The following is a 15,199-nucleotide window of genomic DNA, read 5'->3' as shown; positions in this document are numbered from 1 at the left end:
GGTCGCTCTCGAACTCGCGCTCTCAGCTTGGGAAGCTGAGATCATTGAGGACTGGCGGAGGCACTGACCTGGGCGAACAGGTCGAACCGGGGGCCCGCCGGCTCTACGGCTTTCACCGTGCTTCCCCGCTGCTCCCCGCTCGACCTGGTGCGGTTGTGGTGCGGGCCCTCGTTGACGCGCCTGCGCTGGCACCGGATGCGGCAGGCAACCGCACGAGTCCGGCTGCGTCTTCGCCACCCGGACCAGGCGACCCGTCGAGCCGCGCAACGTCTACCGCTCCTCCACCCGCGTCGCCCAGTCCGCCGGCCTCCGCGTGATCCGGCTGCACGACGCCAGGCACGGCACCGCGACTCTCCTCACGGCGGTGGCCGGAGTCGCGCCCCGCCTGGTGATGGGATCTTGGGCCACTTGCAGATCAGCATCACCATGGACGTGTACACGCACGTCGTGCAGGACACCCGGCGGGGGGCCATGAGCCACATGGACCGGCTGCTCAGGAGGCGCCCCGGTCGTCAGTGACCTTGCCCGTTGATGGCAGCTGTAAATGTCAGAGGGGCCCTCACCTCCCAACGTTGGGAGGTGAGGGCCCTCTGAACTGGTGCCCCCGGCAGGATTCGAACCTGCGACACCCGCTTTAGGAGTTCGATCACTCCCCAGTGCGGCTGCGGTGTTGCCCGGCCATGTTGGCCATGCAACACCACCTAGAAGTGCTGACGTTCGGAGCCGTTGATGTCACTCGTGGATGTCAGACCGGCGCAACCGCGTGCGTCCGCCAGCACGATGGTCTCGTGGTGACTTGGAGCGCACCACAGCGGAGAAGGTGCCGGGGACCGACCCTCCATGTCCACCCTCATAGGTCGACTGTCACTCGGGATTACCTTGGCCCTTGCCAGGATCTTCTTGCCGAGGGCACACACGAGGGCGCGCAACTCACGCGCGCTTAGGGTAGGGCGACAGGTGTCGACCTAGACCTTATGGGGCAGTCACAACTCTGTCTGCGGATCGCCAGGCTGATTTGTTGCGTGCTCTGTTCGTATGGAATCCGATTCTGGCGATCTCCCGCTCAACGAGGCAGCGACGCTGTCAAGAACTTGAATGGACTCCTTATAACGGGTCAAGCTGGTCGACTCGATGACATTCGCGACGAGCGACTGAATCAATACATCATTGCTATCGCGCTCACATGCCATGCCGTTCAACAGCATGATAAAGGTGACGCCCAGGCCTGCCAATGTCCACCAATTCCCTGAATCGTATGCCAGAGAAGAAGAGAGGGCCCCAACGGCCAGGCCTACGTTGATCCGAAAATCTGCCTCTGATGCCCGCCGGTCATACTCGGTAAACAAATCCATATTTGCGACCTGTAGGCGTACGGCCAGCTGCTTGAGCTCTGAGATTACGTTGAAGTAGGCTCCAATTCGATCTCCTTTGTCTTCCTCCAGGAAGCGAGCCATTTCAGTAGAGACGTTAGCCTGTTCGAAATCTCGAATCCAGTCTTCTAGGGCATCTTCGGTTGACCTATTCAGCGGACCTCTTGTGATACGACGATCGAACCTCCTTTCGTACTTTCTGACGAGACTCGTGATTGAGGAAGGGTGAACCTGTACAAGACTTCCCCACAAGAACGCTGCGAAGGACACCGCTGCCAGAGTGGCAGGTCTCCCCAAGTGCTCCGCCAGATCGTAGGTTGTCTTGACGGGGCCTGTTGCGGCCTGCGCGGGGGGTATTTCGCTATGCAAGGCGAACCAGGCGGCGACGCACCAAACGTAGCCAGTCGCAAGCGGTGTGCGGAGGTGGCGGAAGCCCGGTAGAAGACTTGTGAGCACCTGCCACATTCTGCCATCGATCTGTGGGTTCCCACCGATTAATAAGGAAAAGAGTCAGACCCGGTGTTCCCCACGCAACCTGGCAAGTGTTTGGCTCCTCTTCGTCCCGAAGCAACTCGGGTCGGCACTCGGCCAAGGGTGGAACTGTCACTCAGCTGTTGCGATGGTCCGCAGGCGCCCACGCTTGTCCGCCGTTGTGCGTCGGCGTTGTCCCCCCAGCTTGACACTCGCTGCTCCCCCTGCGCGGGGGTGCCTAGCTCACCGGCACTCCATTGATCCTCCAGCGTACTGACAGGTCGGGTCGTTGGAGTGGCCTCGCTCGTTGCCGCCGGCACGCGACCACACGATCAGAACCAGGCCACACCCGCTTTAGGAGAGAGGCTGGGTGATCTCCCGCCTGAGCTGCGGCTTCGCTAGCCGAGCAAGCGAGCGGCTACTCGACCGCGAGGCACCAGGGTTGCCCGTGGCTGACCGCCGCATCTGGCACGGTTGTGGCACGAACCTCAGCCGTACGACAGCCAGCCATGACGGTGGGTACGTCGGCCGACCAGGCGTGCGTATGCAAAACGATCTCTACGGCTCATCAACCTCTTGTTTGGCGGGCGCATCAGAGTTTAGATGGAACATGACTTTGGCTTCGTAATTATGAACATTGTCCTTGATCATCTCAGTCACTTGTCTGCGAATGGCGTCAATTCCTGGAAATAGGCGCCCGGACTCGACATCCCCCTCACTGTATTCGATGCGATGTAGGTCTGCTTGCATCAGCCCGTCACCCTGCCTCATCAGGACGACTCCGGTATCAAATCTGTAGAAAGGGTCCAGCTCCTCGATGATGCAGTCAATCAAGTAGTTCAGCGCCTTGGTTGTTTCAATCACTAGGCCGTACAGCGTGAACTTTTCTTCCTGTGTGATTCTGAAGAGTCGATCATATTCAGCAGGATCCCATCGATGGAGGTGCTTGTAGATTCGATCAAACTCCCAGAGGTCTTCAGTGCGAGGTGCCATGGTCTGTGACACGTGTGATGTGAGGTCACCAAATGCCGTGTCGAGATTGTGGAATGCTCCGACAGTCTTAGGGAATGCTCGCGGCCATTTCTTTTCGAAGAGCCAGATTGATGCAGAGTGAAGGAGGTTGTACCGTTCGTGCGTGAGAACCGGGACGGGCATATTAAGCTGTCCTGACGTTGCGGCCCAATTGTCGAGGTCAACTTTCTGCTCCCATAGCAAGACCCTTGCGGTCATGCGTTCCTCGATCACTCTGCGCTGCATTGCGTTCGGTCCGATGCTTTGAGTTATACGCGCCTCATGTTGCCGTTTAATGGTTTCGAGGTTACCGACGGAAAATTCGGAGCCGCCATTTTTGTCGACTATGGCATGATGAGTTGGGCAAAGTAGTAGCAGGTTCTCGTATGTATCCAGCTTCTCGGTGGGATATGTGGGGTCATGGCGGGGCCCATCCGGCTGACTCGATCTGATGTGAGCCTCTTCGCCAATGACGGCTCCAGCGGCAGCCAAAATCTCCGACTCCTCGTGGGCGAGATCGATCGTGAGCGACTGGAAACAGTCGGGCATAGCGCACTGGTCGCCTGCTCTACCCCAAAGCAGCTTTCGTGCCACTACGTTGATTGCCACGGCTCCCCCTAGCGTTTGACGGCACAAGGAGTATTGCTCATGGACGAGGTGGGTGGAGCCTAAATGGGTGAGCTAAGCCCTGTTCCTTCATCCCCTGGGTCTTGTCGAGGACCTTGGTGAGCTGGGCATTTGCCGGTCAGAGGCAGTGGCCCAGCTCACCTGGTGGTCGTCGTCGGTCAGTGTCCAGCGACCTCGGGCAGCCCAGGGACAGCCCAGCTTTGGCGCGCTCAGTCGGCGGCCGGCGCCTCGACGCGGCCCGTCTAAACCTCAACCGACGACAGTCAGCCACGACGGCGAGGCTCGTCGGCCGACCACGCACGCGTGTGCCCGTTGTACTTCCACCGGCCTTAGCCACGCTGCGAAAGCCGTCGACCAGAGCAAGCCATGGAGGCAGGCGCGCGACGGCGGCGCCTGAGCTCTCAGCTCGGGAAGCTGCGATCATTCGAGATCGGTGCGGGCGCTGACCTGGGCGGACGGCCGGTGCGGCATCGTCAGACCTAGCCACTTTTACCGTGATTCCCCGCTGTTCCCCGCTCGATCTGGTGCGCCTGTGGTGCGGCTGGTGCGCACACCATGGCAGCACCTTCTGATCCGTAACTCTAGAGAACAGTTGAGGACGGTCATACCGGTCGTGCATCGGCCTCTGGGAGACGCTGCGAGATGGAGCCGGCTGCGGTGTTGCTGTATCCGGCTGCTGTACAGCAGGATTCCGGTGGGGGTGGAGGCACGGAGCGGGAACTACTCGAAGGGCTGCTGGTCAGCACCGACGAGGCGTCCGTGGCCACTCTAGCTGCGCTCCGCTGCGGTGGTTCCTACGTGCTCTGGTGCGGACTATGCGGCTGAGCGCGGGTGGCTTCCTGGCTGACGGCACTTCGACCTGGTCAAGCAGAGGCTGCTGTACAGGACTTGCAAGCCACACGGTTCAGGTATTTTCGGGGCATGGAGATACTCGCGGGCCGTTGGTGGCAGAACGTAGATGTGTGGGCGATCATCGTCTCTGCCATCGTTGCTGTACTGCTCGGTTGGCTGAGTGCGTGGGCCACGCTCAGGGCCAGTAACCCCAAGCGCAAGGTCGGCTGGTGGGAGCAGTCCAATACCCCGTTGTTCGCTGAGTCCCGTTATGCGGGAGAAAACGGCCCGCTCACGGTGCGGCTCGGCAACACGCAGTTGGAGAAGCCCCGCATCATCGACCTCGTAATCGCCAATCTTGGCAAGCACGACATCACGGCAGCCATGTTTCACGAGGGTGCCCCGTTGCGGTTCTCGTTTGGGGCTCCCGTTCTCGTAACCTTGGAATACGGTTCCACGCCGGCTGCGGATTTGAGTCAGTTGATCAACACTTATGTCGACAACGGCGCGATGCCCACTGGACCTCTGGTCGGCGGCATTGAGCTTAAGCCGACCCTGCTGCGCAAAGGGCAGACTGTGACAATCACGGTTCTGGTCGACGGTGATCGCCGGCCCACTCAATGCACCAGCTTCCCGTTGGTCGACGTGGCGGAGGTGACGGAACCGCCCAGCGTACGAGCGAGGACGCTTGGGAGAGCCGTCCTGGAGAACGTTTTGGCGCTTCTCCCCGGCGGTGGACTCCTCCGCTGATCGACCGTGGAACCGTGGCGCACTGGTAGCCGGTAGACGTAGCGGTCCGGAAGGGGCGGTGGCCCATGCCTCATGGCCCCCTTGTGGCCTCCTCCTGGCGGTGAGCGATCCGTACCGCCGTTGAAGTGGACGGCGGCGTGTCGCGGCTGCTTGCACGGAGCCCTTCTGGCTCGGTGTGGTAGCAAGGTCTTACTTGGTCATCTTGGCCACGATGCGGGCATCGGAAGCCAATTCATCCGGAAGTCGGACGCCGGGTAGTTTGTAGACCTGTAGCAACTGATCCACGGTAAGGCCGCGCGTGGTGCTGAGCGTGGCGTTCGTTAGGTGAGCTGAACGAAAGTGTGCTCGACCTACGTCCGCCTCGGTGAGATCCGCACCTGTCAGATCCGCGCCTTCCAGCCGCGCCCGACGAAGCTCGGCTCCGACAAGGCTCGCTCCTTTGAGGTCAGCTGTCCGCAGCGAGGCTTTGACGAGGCACGCGCCGTCTAGACGGGCTCCTGCAAGATCTGCTCCCCGCAAGTCGGTGCGCTTTAGATCAATCTGGAAGGGTTCCGGCCTCTGAGGTCTTCTCCCCAAGACCGTCAGGGCTGCTTGCACGCACTCTGGCGGACGGTACTTGCGTCCGTCCTCCAAGTAGAGGGGATTGGCGGGATCGGGTTCTGGAGCATTCTCTCGAATGAATGCCGCTAACACCTCCACCACCATTAGGTGGTCCCGAGGCGAGTCGTGCATTATTCGCTCAAGCGCAAAAATTCCCCCGAGTCGCTTTGTTGTTTCCTCTGAGGAAAGGAGAGAGATCGCAGTGGAATACCTGTCAGAGATTTGCCCTTCTCGCGTAAGCTCGGCTTGTTGTCGGTCCATCTCTCGCGAATGCTCAAACAATCTCAGCGTATGACGGTAGTTCCGATCTGTGTAAAACAGGCCAACGGCTGCTACCGCTCCGGCCCCCACCGCTACTACCGCAGTGCGGAAGCCCGTCACAACGGCTCCCGTTCCTGGCGTTAGTCCTGGTCCAAGGTGTCCCGCGTCTGCCCACCACGGCCCCTTCCAAATCAGGACAGAGAAGAGGGCAAAGCCGAGAGACACAGAAACAGCCGCACCCATGCGCTTCTTCATGTCACCGGCATACCCTGGGGCGATACTTGCAAGAGACGTCTTCCGGTTCTTGTAGCCAAGTTGCTACGTGAACGATGCCCCATGGGTCGGTGGAGCGGCTTTGGGCTGGAGCTGCTTTGGCGCGAGTGATCATGGCCCCGTAAGCTTCCGGCGCGTCGGGCAGTCTGTGGACCTGCCCGGTAAAGCACGACGTTGGGGCCATGATCTGCGAGGCTCGCGCCAAAGTGGCTGCCTAAAGCCGCGGAGCCGACCGCCCCAGCCACGACGTACCCCTTCTCTAACATCAGGCGGCTGACTGCTCAGTGCGCGGCCCGGGCGCTGGCCGGGCTGGAGCGGGGCGGAGACAGGAGCGCAGGCCCGGCCGGGGGCCGGGCCGCGCGCGGTGAGCGGAGCGAGCCGCCTTGAACCAGTAGAGAAAGTTGTAACTCACTCTGGCGGGCGGGGCTTGAAGTCGTACGCGCACGCTGGGAGTTCGGCCGCTTGACGCTGCGCGAGGGGCAGGAAGAGCACCGGTCGGATCGTCCACGTGATGCGGGTCCTGGCGTGGGTCACTGACACCGTGCACGGCTCGGCGCGCAGCAGGGCTCGCCGGGTCTCGATGCGGCCCTCGTACAGCCACTCCCACGCCTCGTCGGAGGCGTCCGCGTCCAGGGCTGGTGAGATCGTGCGGAGTGCGACCGCTAGCCAACGGTCCGCCTGGGGTGCCGAGTACGCGTCGAACGATGCCAGTAGCGCCGGCCCTCGCTCCTCGGTCAGGTCCTCGGTCCAGCACTCGCACCAGTAGCCCCACTGGGGCGGCTTCAGCATGGGTGGCCTCCCAGATGGGTGTCCGCGTACAGCTCCGCGGTGACCGTGTGGCCCTGGTCGCTGTCGTGCACGACGACCCGGTGGGCGATCACGCTGACCATGCCCAGTCCCCGCCCGTGCTCGGCGTCCTGGTCCTGGTGCTCGACCTTCGGGGCCGTTGCCGTGCCGCCGTCGTCGGTGACGGACACCGCCACCACCTGAGCCGAGACCGCTACCGCCAGGTGGAAGCTGCCGTACTCCCGGCCGCTGGCCGTGTGGAGGATCGCGTTCGCGCTCAGCTCGCTCACGATCAGTTCGGCGTCTTCGGCTAAGGGGGAGCCGCGCAGGATGTCGCGTGTCCAGCGGCGGGCCCGGCTCACTTCTTCGGGGAATCCTGGGCAACTCAGTCCCCAGACCCGAGCTGTACTCGTATACTCGTGCATACAAGTTCCTCCATGCTGGTAGGCCGCCATGTGCAGCGGGTTCGGGCTAGACGAGTTTCACGCCGTCGTGGGCGCGGATGGCCGGCGGGGTCGTCGCGTCGAGTGCGTCCAGGACGCGGACCGCGTACGCCTCGTCGGCAAGCTCGGTGACCTCTTCGCGGGTGACCCAGCGCAGCGCGCGGGTCTCGTCACCGGTGGTGGGCGCACCGTCGGCCGCTTCACAGCGGAAGACCAGCGAGACGATCAGGCCCTTCATGTTCTTGTAGACGCCGGTCAGGGTCGCCGGAAGGGCGATCTTGATGCCGGTCTCTTCGAGGACTTCGCGCTGGAGGGCTTCCGGGATGGTCTCGTCGCGTTCGAGGACACCGCCCGGCGGCTCCCAGTGGCCGTTGTCCCGGCGCTGGATCAGGAGGGCCCGGCCTTGGTCGTCCACGACGACCCCGGCGACGCTCACGGAGTGCGGGCTTTCAGTGCTCACGTTCCTCGGCCCTCTCGGCTGACTAGGCTCTCCACCGTAGCAACAACACTCGCCCACTCGTCTAGATACCTAAAGGAGTACTCACGTGAGCCCTCTTTCTTCGGGCCTCCTCGGTGATCTCGACCCCACGAGCGATCGTGCGGTCTTCCGGCAGATCGCCGACCAGCTGCGCGAGGCCATCGACCGTGGGCGATTCCGCGAGGGCGAGAAACTGCCCTCCGAAGCCGACCTTGTCGACCACTTCGGGGTTTCCCGGATGACGGTCCGCAACGCCTTCTCCATCCTCCAGGGTGAAGGCCTGGTGCACGCCGAGCACGGCAGGGGAGTCTTCGTACGGCCACGACCGCCCGTGCGACGGCTCGCCTCGGATCGCTTCGCCCGGCGGCACAGGGAACAGGGCAAGTCCGCGTTCATCGTGGAGGCCGACGCGGCCGGCAGTCATCCCCAGGTGGACAGTCTGGAGGTCAAGGAGGAGAAGGCCAGCCAGGACGTCTCCGCCCGTCTGGGCTCGGTGCGGCGCGTGCTGGCTCGCCGACGCCGGTACCTCCTTGACGGGCGCCCCGTCGAGTTCGCAACCTCCTACCTCCCGCTCGACATCGCCCGCGGAACTCCCATCGCCGAACCCAACCCCGGCCCCGGCGGCATCTACGCCCGCCTCGAAGAGCTGGGCCACCGCCTCGACCACTTCGAGGAAGAGATCCGCGCCCGGATGCCCTCGCCCGCCGAGGTCAAGACGCTCCGACTCGCCGCCGGCGTACCGGTCATCCACCTCATCCGGACCGCCTTCGACACCGAGGGACGCGCCGTCGAGGTCTGCGACACGGTCATGGCGGCGGACGCCTACGTCCTCTCGTACCAGCTTCCGGCGACGTGATCAGGTGGGCGACGGCACGGCTCTAAGCGGTCGGCTCGTCCTCGCCGTCGGCAGCCAGTGCGAACATGTGGCCGATGTTGGTCCACATGAAGCCCTCCCGCCAGCCGGGCTTGTCGAGCATCCAGTCGAGGAGAGCCTGCAACACCTTCTCCTGCGACACCGTTCGAGTCTGGTAGTGCTCCGATGGGACACCGTTGCGGTATTCCAGCTGGTAGGTGTTGTTGTCGCGGAACCAGACCTGGATGTACCAGTCGCCCTCCCGTTCCTCGTCCCGGCGCTCGAGGATCAAGTACTCGTTGCGTCTCAGGTTGGCGAGCATGGTTCCTACTGCTGGCTTCGTGGGGCGCTTCAGCTCGTAGCCACGGCCGTTGGTCGCTATCAACATGGGTGGATTCTGGCGGGTGGGTCTGACATCGGGCGTAGGCCGCTCCTCTGAACTCGTACACCCCAACACGCTTACTCGTATAGACGAGTGGGCGAGTTGTGTGGCAAGGTGATCCTGCGAACCCGATCAAGGGGTTCGCAGGATCCATCTTGTATAGACGAGTAGATAGGAGCCCGCCTTGCGCACCATCCGTGTGGAGACCTCCGGGGCGACGATCCTCCTCACCGAGGCCCCCGAGCCGAAGGTCCGCGACCGGCAGACCGGCGAGATCGCCAAGGACGCCAACAGCGGTGAGGCGCTGATGACCATCGGCGTCGTCTACATCGAGGACGACGAGTCGTCGCTGATCAAGGTCACCGTTCCGGAGGGCGGCATCTCCGAGGGGCTGACCCTGGGGGCGCCGGTCTCGCTGCCGGGCCTGGTCGCCCGGCCGTGGGAGTCCGTCTTCAACGGCCAGCAGCGCCACGGCATCGCCTACCGCGCCGCCGCCGTCACCCCCGCTGCCTTCCCGGCCGCCACCGGGGCCGCTGCCTGATGTCCGACCTGACGACGCTTCTGGAAGTGGGTGGTCCTGTCGCCGCGCTCGGCGGCGGGGCCGCCTACGCCCGGGCCAAGCACCCGGCGGCGTACTGGTCCGCGGTCGGCCTGCCGGTGTCCACGGTCCGGCTGCTCAGCTCGTATGGCTCGGTCATGGAGGCGTGCGGCCTGACCGTGGCTCCCTCCCGGCTGCGGGTGCTTGCCGTGAAGGCCATGACACAGCGCGAGGTACGGCCTGTACCGCCGCGCCGGGGCCTCATCCGGCCCACCACGACCGGGTTGCGGATACGCCTCCGCCTGGCACCGGGCCAGGAACCCGCCGACTTCGCCGCCTCCGCCGAACGGCTGCGGCATGCCTGGGGCGTTCACGCCGTGTACGTCACCACCGTCAAGCCGGGAGTCGTCGAACTGCGGTTCGTCGGCTACGACGTCTTACGGCGGGTGCGAATGCCGCGCAACGCCGCGGGCGGCTTCCTGAAGGTGCCGGTCGCACTGCGAGAGGACGCCACGCCGTTCATACGCGACTACCGCACCATTCCTCATCAGCTCACCCTCGGCGCCACGCTGTCCGGCAAGTCCATGTACTTGCGCCACCTCATCGCCGGACTCGCTCCTCAGCCGGTCGCCCTCGTCGGGATCGACTGCAAGCGGGGTGTCGAGCTGGCTCCCTTCGCGCCCCGGCTCTCCGCACTCGCGACCGACCCGGAACAGGCGGCCGAGCTGCTGCCGGTGCTGGTCAAGGAAATGGAGGACCGGTACGACCTGATCAAGGCCCGGCAGGGCATCACCCCCGGCACCCCGGACGAGGAAATCACCTCCGACATCTGGGGCCTGCCTGAGCACGAACGCCCAGTGCCGGTAGTGCTGTTCGTGGACGAGGTGGCCGAACTCTTCATGGTCGCCACCAAGAAGGACGAGGAACGGCGCGACGAGATGGTCACCCACCTCATCCGCCTCGCCCAGCTCGGCCGCGCCGCCGGCATGTACCTGGAGGTGTGCGGGCAGCGCTTCGGCGCCGAACTCGGCAAGGGCGCCACCATGCTTCGCGCCCAGCTCACCGGCCGTGTCTGCCACCGCGTCAACGATGAAGCCTCGGCCAAGATGGCGCTCGGTGACATCGCCCCCGAAGCGGTCATGGCCGCCTGCTCCATCGCTCCCGAACGGCCCGGCCTGGCCGTGGCGGGTGACACCTCCGGCGGCTGGTCCCGCATCCGTACGCCGTACCTCTCCCTGGGCGACGCCGCAGAGACCTGCCGCAGGTCGGCCAACCTCGTGCCCGACCTCCCCGCGCTGAAGCCCTTCCGCCCCGACGTACCTGTACGTCCGGTCGAGAGCGCGGCACCGGTCGTCCTGCCCCACCCGGTAACCGACTGACCTTTCCCCGCCCGACTCCGGAAGGAGCCGCATCATGCGCGCCCACCTGGCCCGCGTCGACGCGGTGCTCGTCCAAGCGCTCATCGCCGCCGCGCTGTCCTTCGCCCATCTGCACGACGTCGCCGTGGCGGCCGGACAAGACGGCTGGAAGGCGTGGGCTTACCCCGTCTCTGTGGACCTGCTGCTCGTCGCCGCCTGGCGTCGACTGCGCTCCGGCGACGGTAAAGCGGCGGCCTGGTGCTGGTTCGTCATCGCCCTCGCCGCCTCCCTCGGCGCGAACGTGGCTACCGCCGGCCTCCTCGACCTCGCCAACGTCCCGGCCTGGCTGCGCATCCTCGTCGCGGGCTGGCCCGCCCTCGCCTTCCTCGGCGGAACCCTCCTCGCTCACACCAAGCCCAAGACGGACCCCGAACCGGAGGACGAGCCCGAAGCCGCGCCCGAACCGCTCGCCCAACCCGCCATCGAGGCACCACCGCAGCACCCGGCCGTGCCCGTTCCCTCCGCCCTGGTCGCCCACGCCCGCAAGGTCGCTGCCGAGCACCACGCCCGTACCGGCACCCCCATCGACACCCCGACCCTCCGCGCCCGCCTCGGCGTCCCGGCCCCCATGGCCGAAGCCATCGCCGCCCACCTCTGAGAGGAGACCGCGTGTCCGCCAGTCGCAATTTCCGCAACGTCACCCGCATCGGCCCCGTCCAGGTGGCACCGCCTACGACAACCGGGGCCGCGAGAAGCACACCGCCGCCTGCACCGCACCGCGATGCGGCTTCTCCGCCGACTACGACAGCCGCGCCGCCGCCGAACTGGCCGCCCGCACCCACCGCTGCCCCGTCCGCTGAAAGGACCCGGACCACCGTGACCGTCAGCCTGCCGCTCGTCCTCGTCCTCGGCTTCTTTGCCTGGGCAGCGATCAAGTTCCTCGGCGTCCGCACCTGGATCGTCGTCCTGATCACCCTGTTCGGCTTCTGGCTCTCGCACACCTTCCTCGCCCCCGCCATCGAGTCCGGCACGCGCTCCGGAGTGAGCGTCGTAAACGGCTTACATGACTAGACGAGTAGATAAGGAAGGTCAACCGTGTTCCTGCCCAAGTACCCGGACAGCCCCACCCCGCCGCCTGCTCACACCCATGCCCCGACCGACCCGGCGCCGGTCCGTCGCGGCCTGCCGTCGCTCCCCATCGATCAGAAGACGGTCGTGGCGGTGCTCGTCGGTGGCGTCGTCCTCACCGCGCTCCTGGCGGCCGTCGCCATCACGGCCATTTCCGTGGCCGTCGCCGCCGTAGTCCTGCGCTCCCTGCTCCGCGGCCAGCACCGGCGCTGACAAGCCGACCGCACCCGGGGCGGCCACGACACGGCCAAGCATCCGGCCGCCCCGGGCCATCACTCCTGACCGATCCAGTCAGAAGGAGACCGCCATCTTCACCCGCACCACCCCGCCCCCGCTCCCGGAACTAGCAAGGCTGGCCGACGGCGGCACCCTGCCCGGTATCCTCCGGCAGCTCTCCGGGCTCGGCGGCTGCACCAACCCGATCCGGCTCGACGGCCACCGCACCGAGTACGACATCGACACCACCACCGGCGAGATCGGCCGCGTCCTCCACCACCTCGACTCGACCACCCTCCCCGCCGGCCAACTCCTCGTCCGCTGCAACAACCGCCGCACCACCCGATGCCCCGCCTGCGCCGAGGTCTACCGCCGCGACACGTTCCACCTGATCACCGCCGGACTGCGCGGCGGCAAGGGCATCCCGGAACACGTCGCCGGTCACCCCCGCATCTTCGCCACCTTCACCGCCCCCGGCTTCGGCCCGGTCCACAACCGCCGCAGCGACGGCCGCCCCTGCCGCTGCGGCACTCACCACGACCAGGACGACGACGCCCTTGGTACCCCGCTCGACCCGGACACCTACGACTACGAGGCGGCCGTCCTCTGGAACGCCCATGCCGGGCAGCTCTGGCGACGCTTCTCCGTCTACCTGCGCCGTGAGGTCGCCAAGCGGGCGGGCTTGTCCCAGCGCCGGTTCCGCGAGCACGCGCGCGTGTCCTTCGCCAAGGTCGCCGAGTACCAGAAGCGCGGAGCCGTCCACTTCCACGCGGTCATCCGCCTCGACGGCCCCGGCGGCGGAGACACCCCGCCCCCGGCCTGGGCAACGGCCGAACTCCTCACCGACGCCATCGAGGCCGCCGCAGGCAAGGTCCACGTCGACGGCCCGGTCATCGACGGCCGCGCCCACACCTTCGCCTTCGGCCGACAGCACGATGTCCGCACCATCCGTTCCGCCGACTTCAACGGCGGTCAGGAGCTGACCGAGCGGGCCGTAGCGGCGTACATCGCCAAGTACGCCACCAAGGGCGCCGAGACCGCGACGGGCGCCCTCGACCGCCCGCTGAAGTTCGCCGCCGAACTCGCCCAGCTCGACATCAGCGACCACGCCCGCCGCCTCATCCGAACCGCCTGGACCCTCGGCGCACGCAAGGACCTGGAACACCTCCGCCTGCGCGCCTGGGCCCACATGCTCGGCTTCCGCGGCCACTTCTCCACCAAGTCCCGCCGCTACTCCACGACCCTCGGCGCCCTCCGCGACGCACGCGCCGAATGGCGCCGAGCACAAGCCGCAGCAGCCAACGGCCCGGAGACCGAGACGACGTACGTCCTCGCCCACTGGGTCTTCGCCGGCACCGGCCTGTCCGACGCCGAAGCCTGGCTTGCCGCATCCCTCGAACCCTCCCCAGGAACGGAAGGAGAGCCGACTTATGCGTGACGACGAGCTGTTGACGGTGCCGGACGTGATGGAGCGGCTGAAGGTCGGCCGTTCCACGGTCTACGACCTCATCCGCTCCCGGCGTCTTCCCTCGATCACCATCGGCCGGTGCCGTCGCATCCCGGCGCGGGCCGTCCGCGAGTACATCACCAACGAACTGGAGGCGGCCGCCTGATGGCCCAGCAGCGCAAGCGCAACCCGAACGGCGCCGGCACCATCACCAAGCGCAAGGACGGCCGCTTCCAGTGCGCGGTCTACGTGCTGCAGCCGGACGGCACCCGCGCCCGTAAGTTCGCCTACGGCAAGACCTGGGCCGAGTGCGACGCCAAGCGCCGGGAACTGCTCGACAAGGTCGACCAGGGCGTGCCCGTGCCGACCCGTTCGGCCAAGCTCTCCGAGTGGCTGCCGTACTGGCTGGACAACGTCATCAAGCCCCGGCGGAAGCTGAGCACGTACGACAAGTACGAGGCGCACGTCCGGCTCTACCTGGTGCCGCTTCTCGGAGCGAAGCGGCTCGAATCGCTGGGCGTCGCCGACGTGCGCCGCTTCCTCGTCCGCCTGGAGAACGAGGCGACCGCAGCCACGGCCAAGGAGGCTCACCGCGTACTGCGGTCGGCGTTGTCCTCGGCCTGCCGAGAGGAACTGATCACGCGCAACGTCGCGAAGCTCGTCGAGCCGCCCCGGATCAAGGAGCGGGAGCTGAGCCCCTGGACTCTGGACGAAACCCTCGACTTCCTCGCCGCCGCTCGCAAAGACCCGCTCTACGCGGCCTTCGTGCTCGCCATCGCCATGGGTCTCCGCCGGGGCGAGATCGTCGGCCTTCGCTGGTCGGACATCGACCTGGACAACCGGGTTCTCTACGTCCGGCAGCAGACGCAGCGCCGCCGGGGCGTGTTGTACGACGACGACCCCAAGAGCCGCCGTCGCCGTGCCGTCCCGCTGCCCGCTCTCTGCATCGCACCCCTGCGCTGGCACCGCATGCGGCAGGCGGCTGCCCGCGCCAAGGCGGGGGAGAAGTGGCAGGAGTCCGCGTACGTCTTCACCACCCGGACCGGCCGACCGGTCGAGCCGCGGAACGTCTACCGCTCCTTCACCCGCGTCGCCCAGTCCGCCGGCCTCCGCGTCATCCGGCTCCACGACGCCCGGCACGGCACTGCCACCCTTCTTACGGCGGCCGGGGTCGCGCCCCGCGTCGTGATGGAGATCCTTGGCCACTCTCAGATCAGCATCACCATGGACGTCTACACGCACGTCGTGCAGGACACCCAGCGCGAGGCCATGAGCCACATGGACCGCCTGCTCAGGCGGCGTCCCGGTCGTCAGTGACCACCAGCGTTGATGTCAGAAGTGGATGTCAAAGGCCCCGGACCATGATCGGTCCGGGG

The 15,199-nt window shown here is 65.9% G+C and carries 17 protein-coding genes and 2 pseudogenes; 12 read left to right on the top strand and 7 right to left on the bottom strand.

Going from position 1 to position 15,199, the window contains the following annotated elements; all coding sequences use genetic code 11:
- Window positions 1-180: 180 nt before the first annotated feature.
- Window positions 181-519: pseudogene (locus LG395_RS07975) on the top strand (tyrosine-type recombinase/integrase); the annotation flags it as partial.
- 464 nt (window positions 520-983) lie between these two features.
- Here the strand turns inward: LG395_RS07975 and LG395_RS07970 are convergent.
- On the bottom strand, window positions 984-1,640 hold the full coding sequence (locus LG395_RS07970) for a hypothetical protein (RefSeq protein ID WP_225808913.1): 657 nt from the start codon (window positions 1,638-1,640) through the stop codon (window positions 984-986).
- 759 nt (window positions 1,641-2,399) lie between these two features.
- The gene (locus tag LG395_RS07965) at window positions 2,400-3,461 is read right to left on the bottom strand and encodes a hypothetical protein (RefSeq protein WP_225808912.1); all 1,062 of its coding nucleotides are present in this window, start codon (window positions 3,459-3,461) and stop codon (window positions 2,400-2,402) included.
- A gap of 939 nt (window positions 3,462-4,400) precedes the next feature.
- Here LG395_RS07965 and LG395_RS07960 point away from each other — a divergent pair.
- Window positions 4,401-5,060, top strand: a complete 660-nt coding sequence (locus LG395_RS07960; RefSeq protein WP_225808911.1) for a hypothetical protein — start codon at window positions 4,401-4,403, stop codon at window positions 5,058-5,060.
- A 189-nt stretch (window positions 5,061-5,249) separates the two neighbouring features.
- Here the strand turns inward: LG395_RS07960 and LG395_RS07955 are convergent, their stop codons facing one another.
- The 4 genes from LG395_RS07955 to LG395_RS07940 all read right to left on the bottom strand — a co-directional run bounded on the left by LG395_RS07955 (window position 5,250) and on the right by LG395_RS07940 (window position 7,859).
- Window positions 5,250-5,765 carry a pentapeptide repeat-containing protein gene (locus LG395_RS07955; RefSeq protein WP_225808910.1) on the bottom strand — a complete coding sequence of 172 codons (516 nt, stop codon included), beginning with the start codon at window positions 5,763-5,765 and terminating at the stop codon, window positions 5,250-5,252.
- An 837-nt stretch (window positions 5,766-6,602) separates the two neighbouring features.
- Window positions 6,603-6,983 (bottom strand): hypothetical protein, encoded by a 381-nt coding sequence (locus tag LG395_RS07950; RefSeq protein WP_225808909.1) that lies wholly within the window; start codon window positions 6,981-6,983, stop codon window positions 6,603-6,605.
- Window positions 6,977-7,405: an ATP-binding protein gene (locus LG395_RS07945; protein ID WP_225808908.1), complete on the bottom strand. Its 429-nt coding sequence runs from the start codon at window positions 7,403-7,405 to the stop codon at window positions 6,977-6,979. The genes LG395_RS07950 and LG395_RS07945 overlap by 7 nt, the downstream gene beginning before the upstream one ends.
- Before the next feature lie 46 nt (window positions 7,406-7,451).
- Entirely contained in the window at window positions 7,452-7,859 is a 408-nt protein-coding gene (locus tag LG395_RS07940) for an NUDIX hydrolase (RefSeq protein ID WP_225809046.1), read from the bottom strand.
- Between the two features lie 109 nt (window positions 7,860-7,968).
- On the opposite strand from LG395_RS07940, the gene LG395_RS07935 reads away from it, so the two are divergent.
- The gene (locus LG395_RS07935; protein WP_059252478.1) at window positions 7,969-8,757 is read left to right on the top strand and encodes a GntR family transcriptional regulator; all 789 of its coding nucleotides are present in this window, start codon (window positions 7,969-7,971) and stop codon (window positions 8,755-8,757) included.
- A gap of 22 nt (window positions 8,758-8,779) precedes the next feature.
- On the opposite strand, the gene LG395_RS07930 is transcribed toward LG395_RS07935, so the two are convergent.
- Window positions 8,780-9,142: a hypothetical protein gene (locus LG395_RS07930; RefSeq protein WP_225808907.1), complete on the bottom strand. Its 363-nt coding sequence runs from the start codon at window positions 9,140-9,142 to the stop codon at window positions 8,780-8,782.
- Window positions 9,143-9,320: 178 nt separating this feature from the next.
- On the opposite strand from LG395_RS07930, the gene LG395_RS07925 reads away from it, so the two are divergent.
- From LG395_RS07925 to LG395_RS07885, 9 genes and pseudogenes are all read left to right on the top strand, one after another.
- Complete coding sequence (locus tag LG395_RS07925) at window positions 9,321-9,677, top strand: SCO3933 family regulatory protein (protein WP_225808906.1); 357 nt, start codon at window positions 9,321-9,323, stop codon at window positions 9,675-9,677.
- Entirely contained in the window at window positions 9,677-11,053 is a 1,377-nt protein-coding gene (locus tag LG395_RS07920; protein ID WP_225808905.1) for an FtsK/SpoIIIE domain-containing protein, read from the top strand. The genes LG395_RS07925 and LG395_RS07920 overlap by 1 nt, the downstream gene beginning before the upstream one ends.
- A gap of 34 nt (window positions 11,054-11,087) precedes the next feature.
- On the top strand, window positions 11,088-11,690 hold the full coding sequence (locus LG395_RS07915) for a DUF2637 domain-containing protein (RefSeq protein ID WP_225808904.1): 603 nt from the start codon (window positions 11,088-11,090) through the stop codon (window positions 11,688-11,690).
- A gap of 11 nt (window positions 11,691-11,701) precedes the next feature.
- Window positions 11,702-11,892, top strand: a pseudogene (locus LG395_RS07910) (mobile element transfer protein).
- Between the two features lie 16 nt (window positions 11,893-11,908).
- Entirely contained in the window at window positions 11,909-12,103 is a 195-nt protein-coding gene (locus tag LG395_RS07905; RefSeq protein WP_225808903.1) for a hypothetical protein, read from the top strand.
- Between the two features lie 24 nt (window positions 12,104-12,127).
- Window positions 12,128-12,373 (top strand): SpdD protein, encoded by a 246-nt coding sequence (locus tag LG395_RS07900; RefSeq protein WP_225808902.1) that lies wholly within the window; start codon window positions 12,128-12,130, stop codon window positions 12,371-12,373.
- Between the two features lie 139 nt (window positions 12,374-12,512).
- A complete protein-coding gene (locus LG395_RS07895) occupies window positions 12,513-13,814 on the top strand; it encodes a replication initiator (protein ID WP_225809045.1) in 1,302 nt (433 codons plus the stop codon).
- Window positions 13,807-13,989 carry a helix-turn-helix domain-containing protein gene (locus LG395_RS07890; protein ID WP_030642747.1) on the top strand — a complete coding sequence of 61 codons (183 nt, stop codon included), beginning with the start codon at window positions 13,807-13,809 and terminating at the stop codon, window positions 13,987-13,989. Before LG395_RS07895 ends, LG395_RS07890 begins: the two co-directional genes overlap by 8 nt.
- On the top strand, window positions 13,989-15,140 hold the full coding sequence (locus LG395_RS07885) for a tyrosine-type recombinase/integrase (RefSeq protein WP_225808901.1): 1,152 nt from the start codon (window positions 13,989-13,991) through the stop codon (window positions 15,138-15,140). Before LG395_RS07890 ends, LG395_RS07885 begins: the two co-directional genes overlap by 1 nt.
- Window positions 15,141-15,199 lie beyond the last annotated feature (59 nt).

It is taken from the genome of Streptomyces spinosus (genome assembly GCF_020400655.1).
In the GTDB taxonomy this organism is placed as follows: domain Bacteria; phylum Actinomycetota; class Actinomycetes; order Streptomycetales; family Streptomycetaceae; genus Streptomyces; species Streptomyces argyrophylli.
The sequence above is the reverse complement of the archived record's forward strand: the minus strand, read 5'-3'. Positions and strand labels throughout refer to the sequence as shown.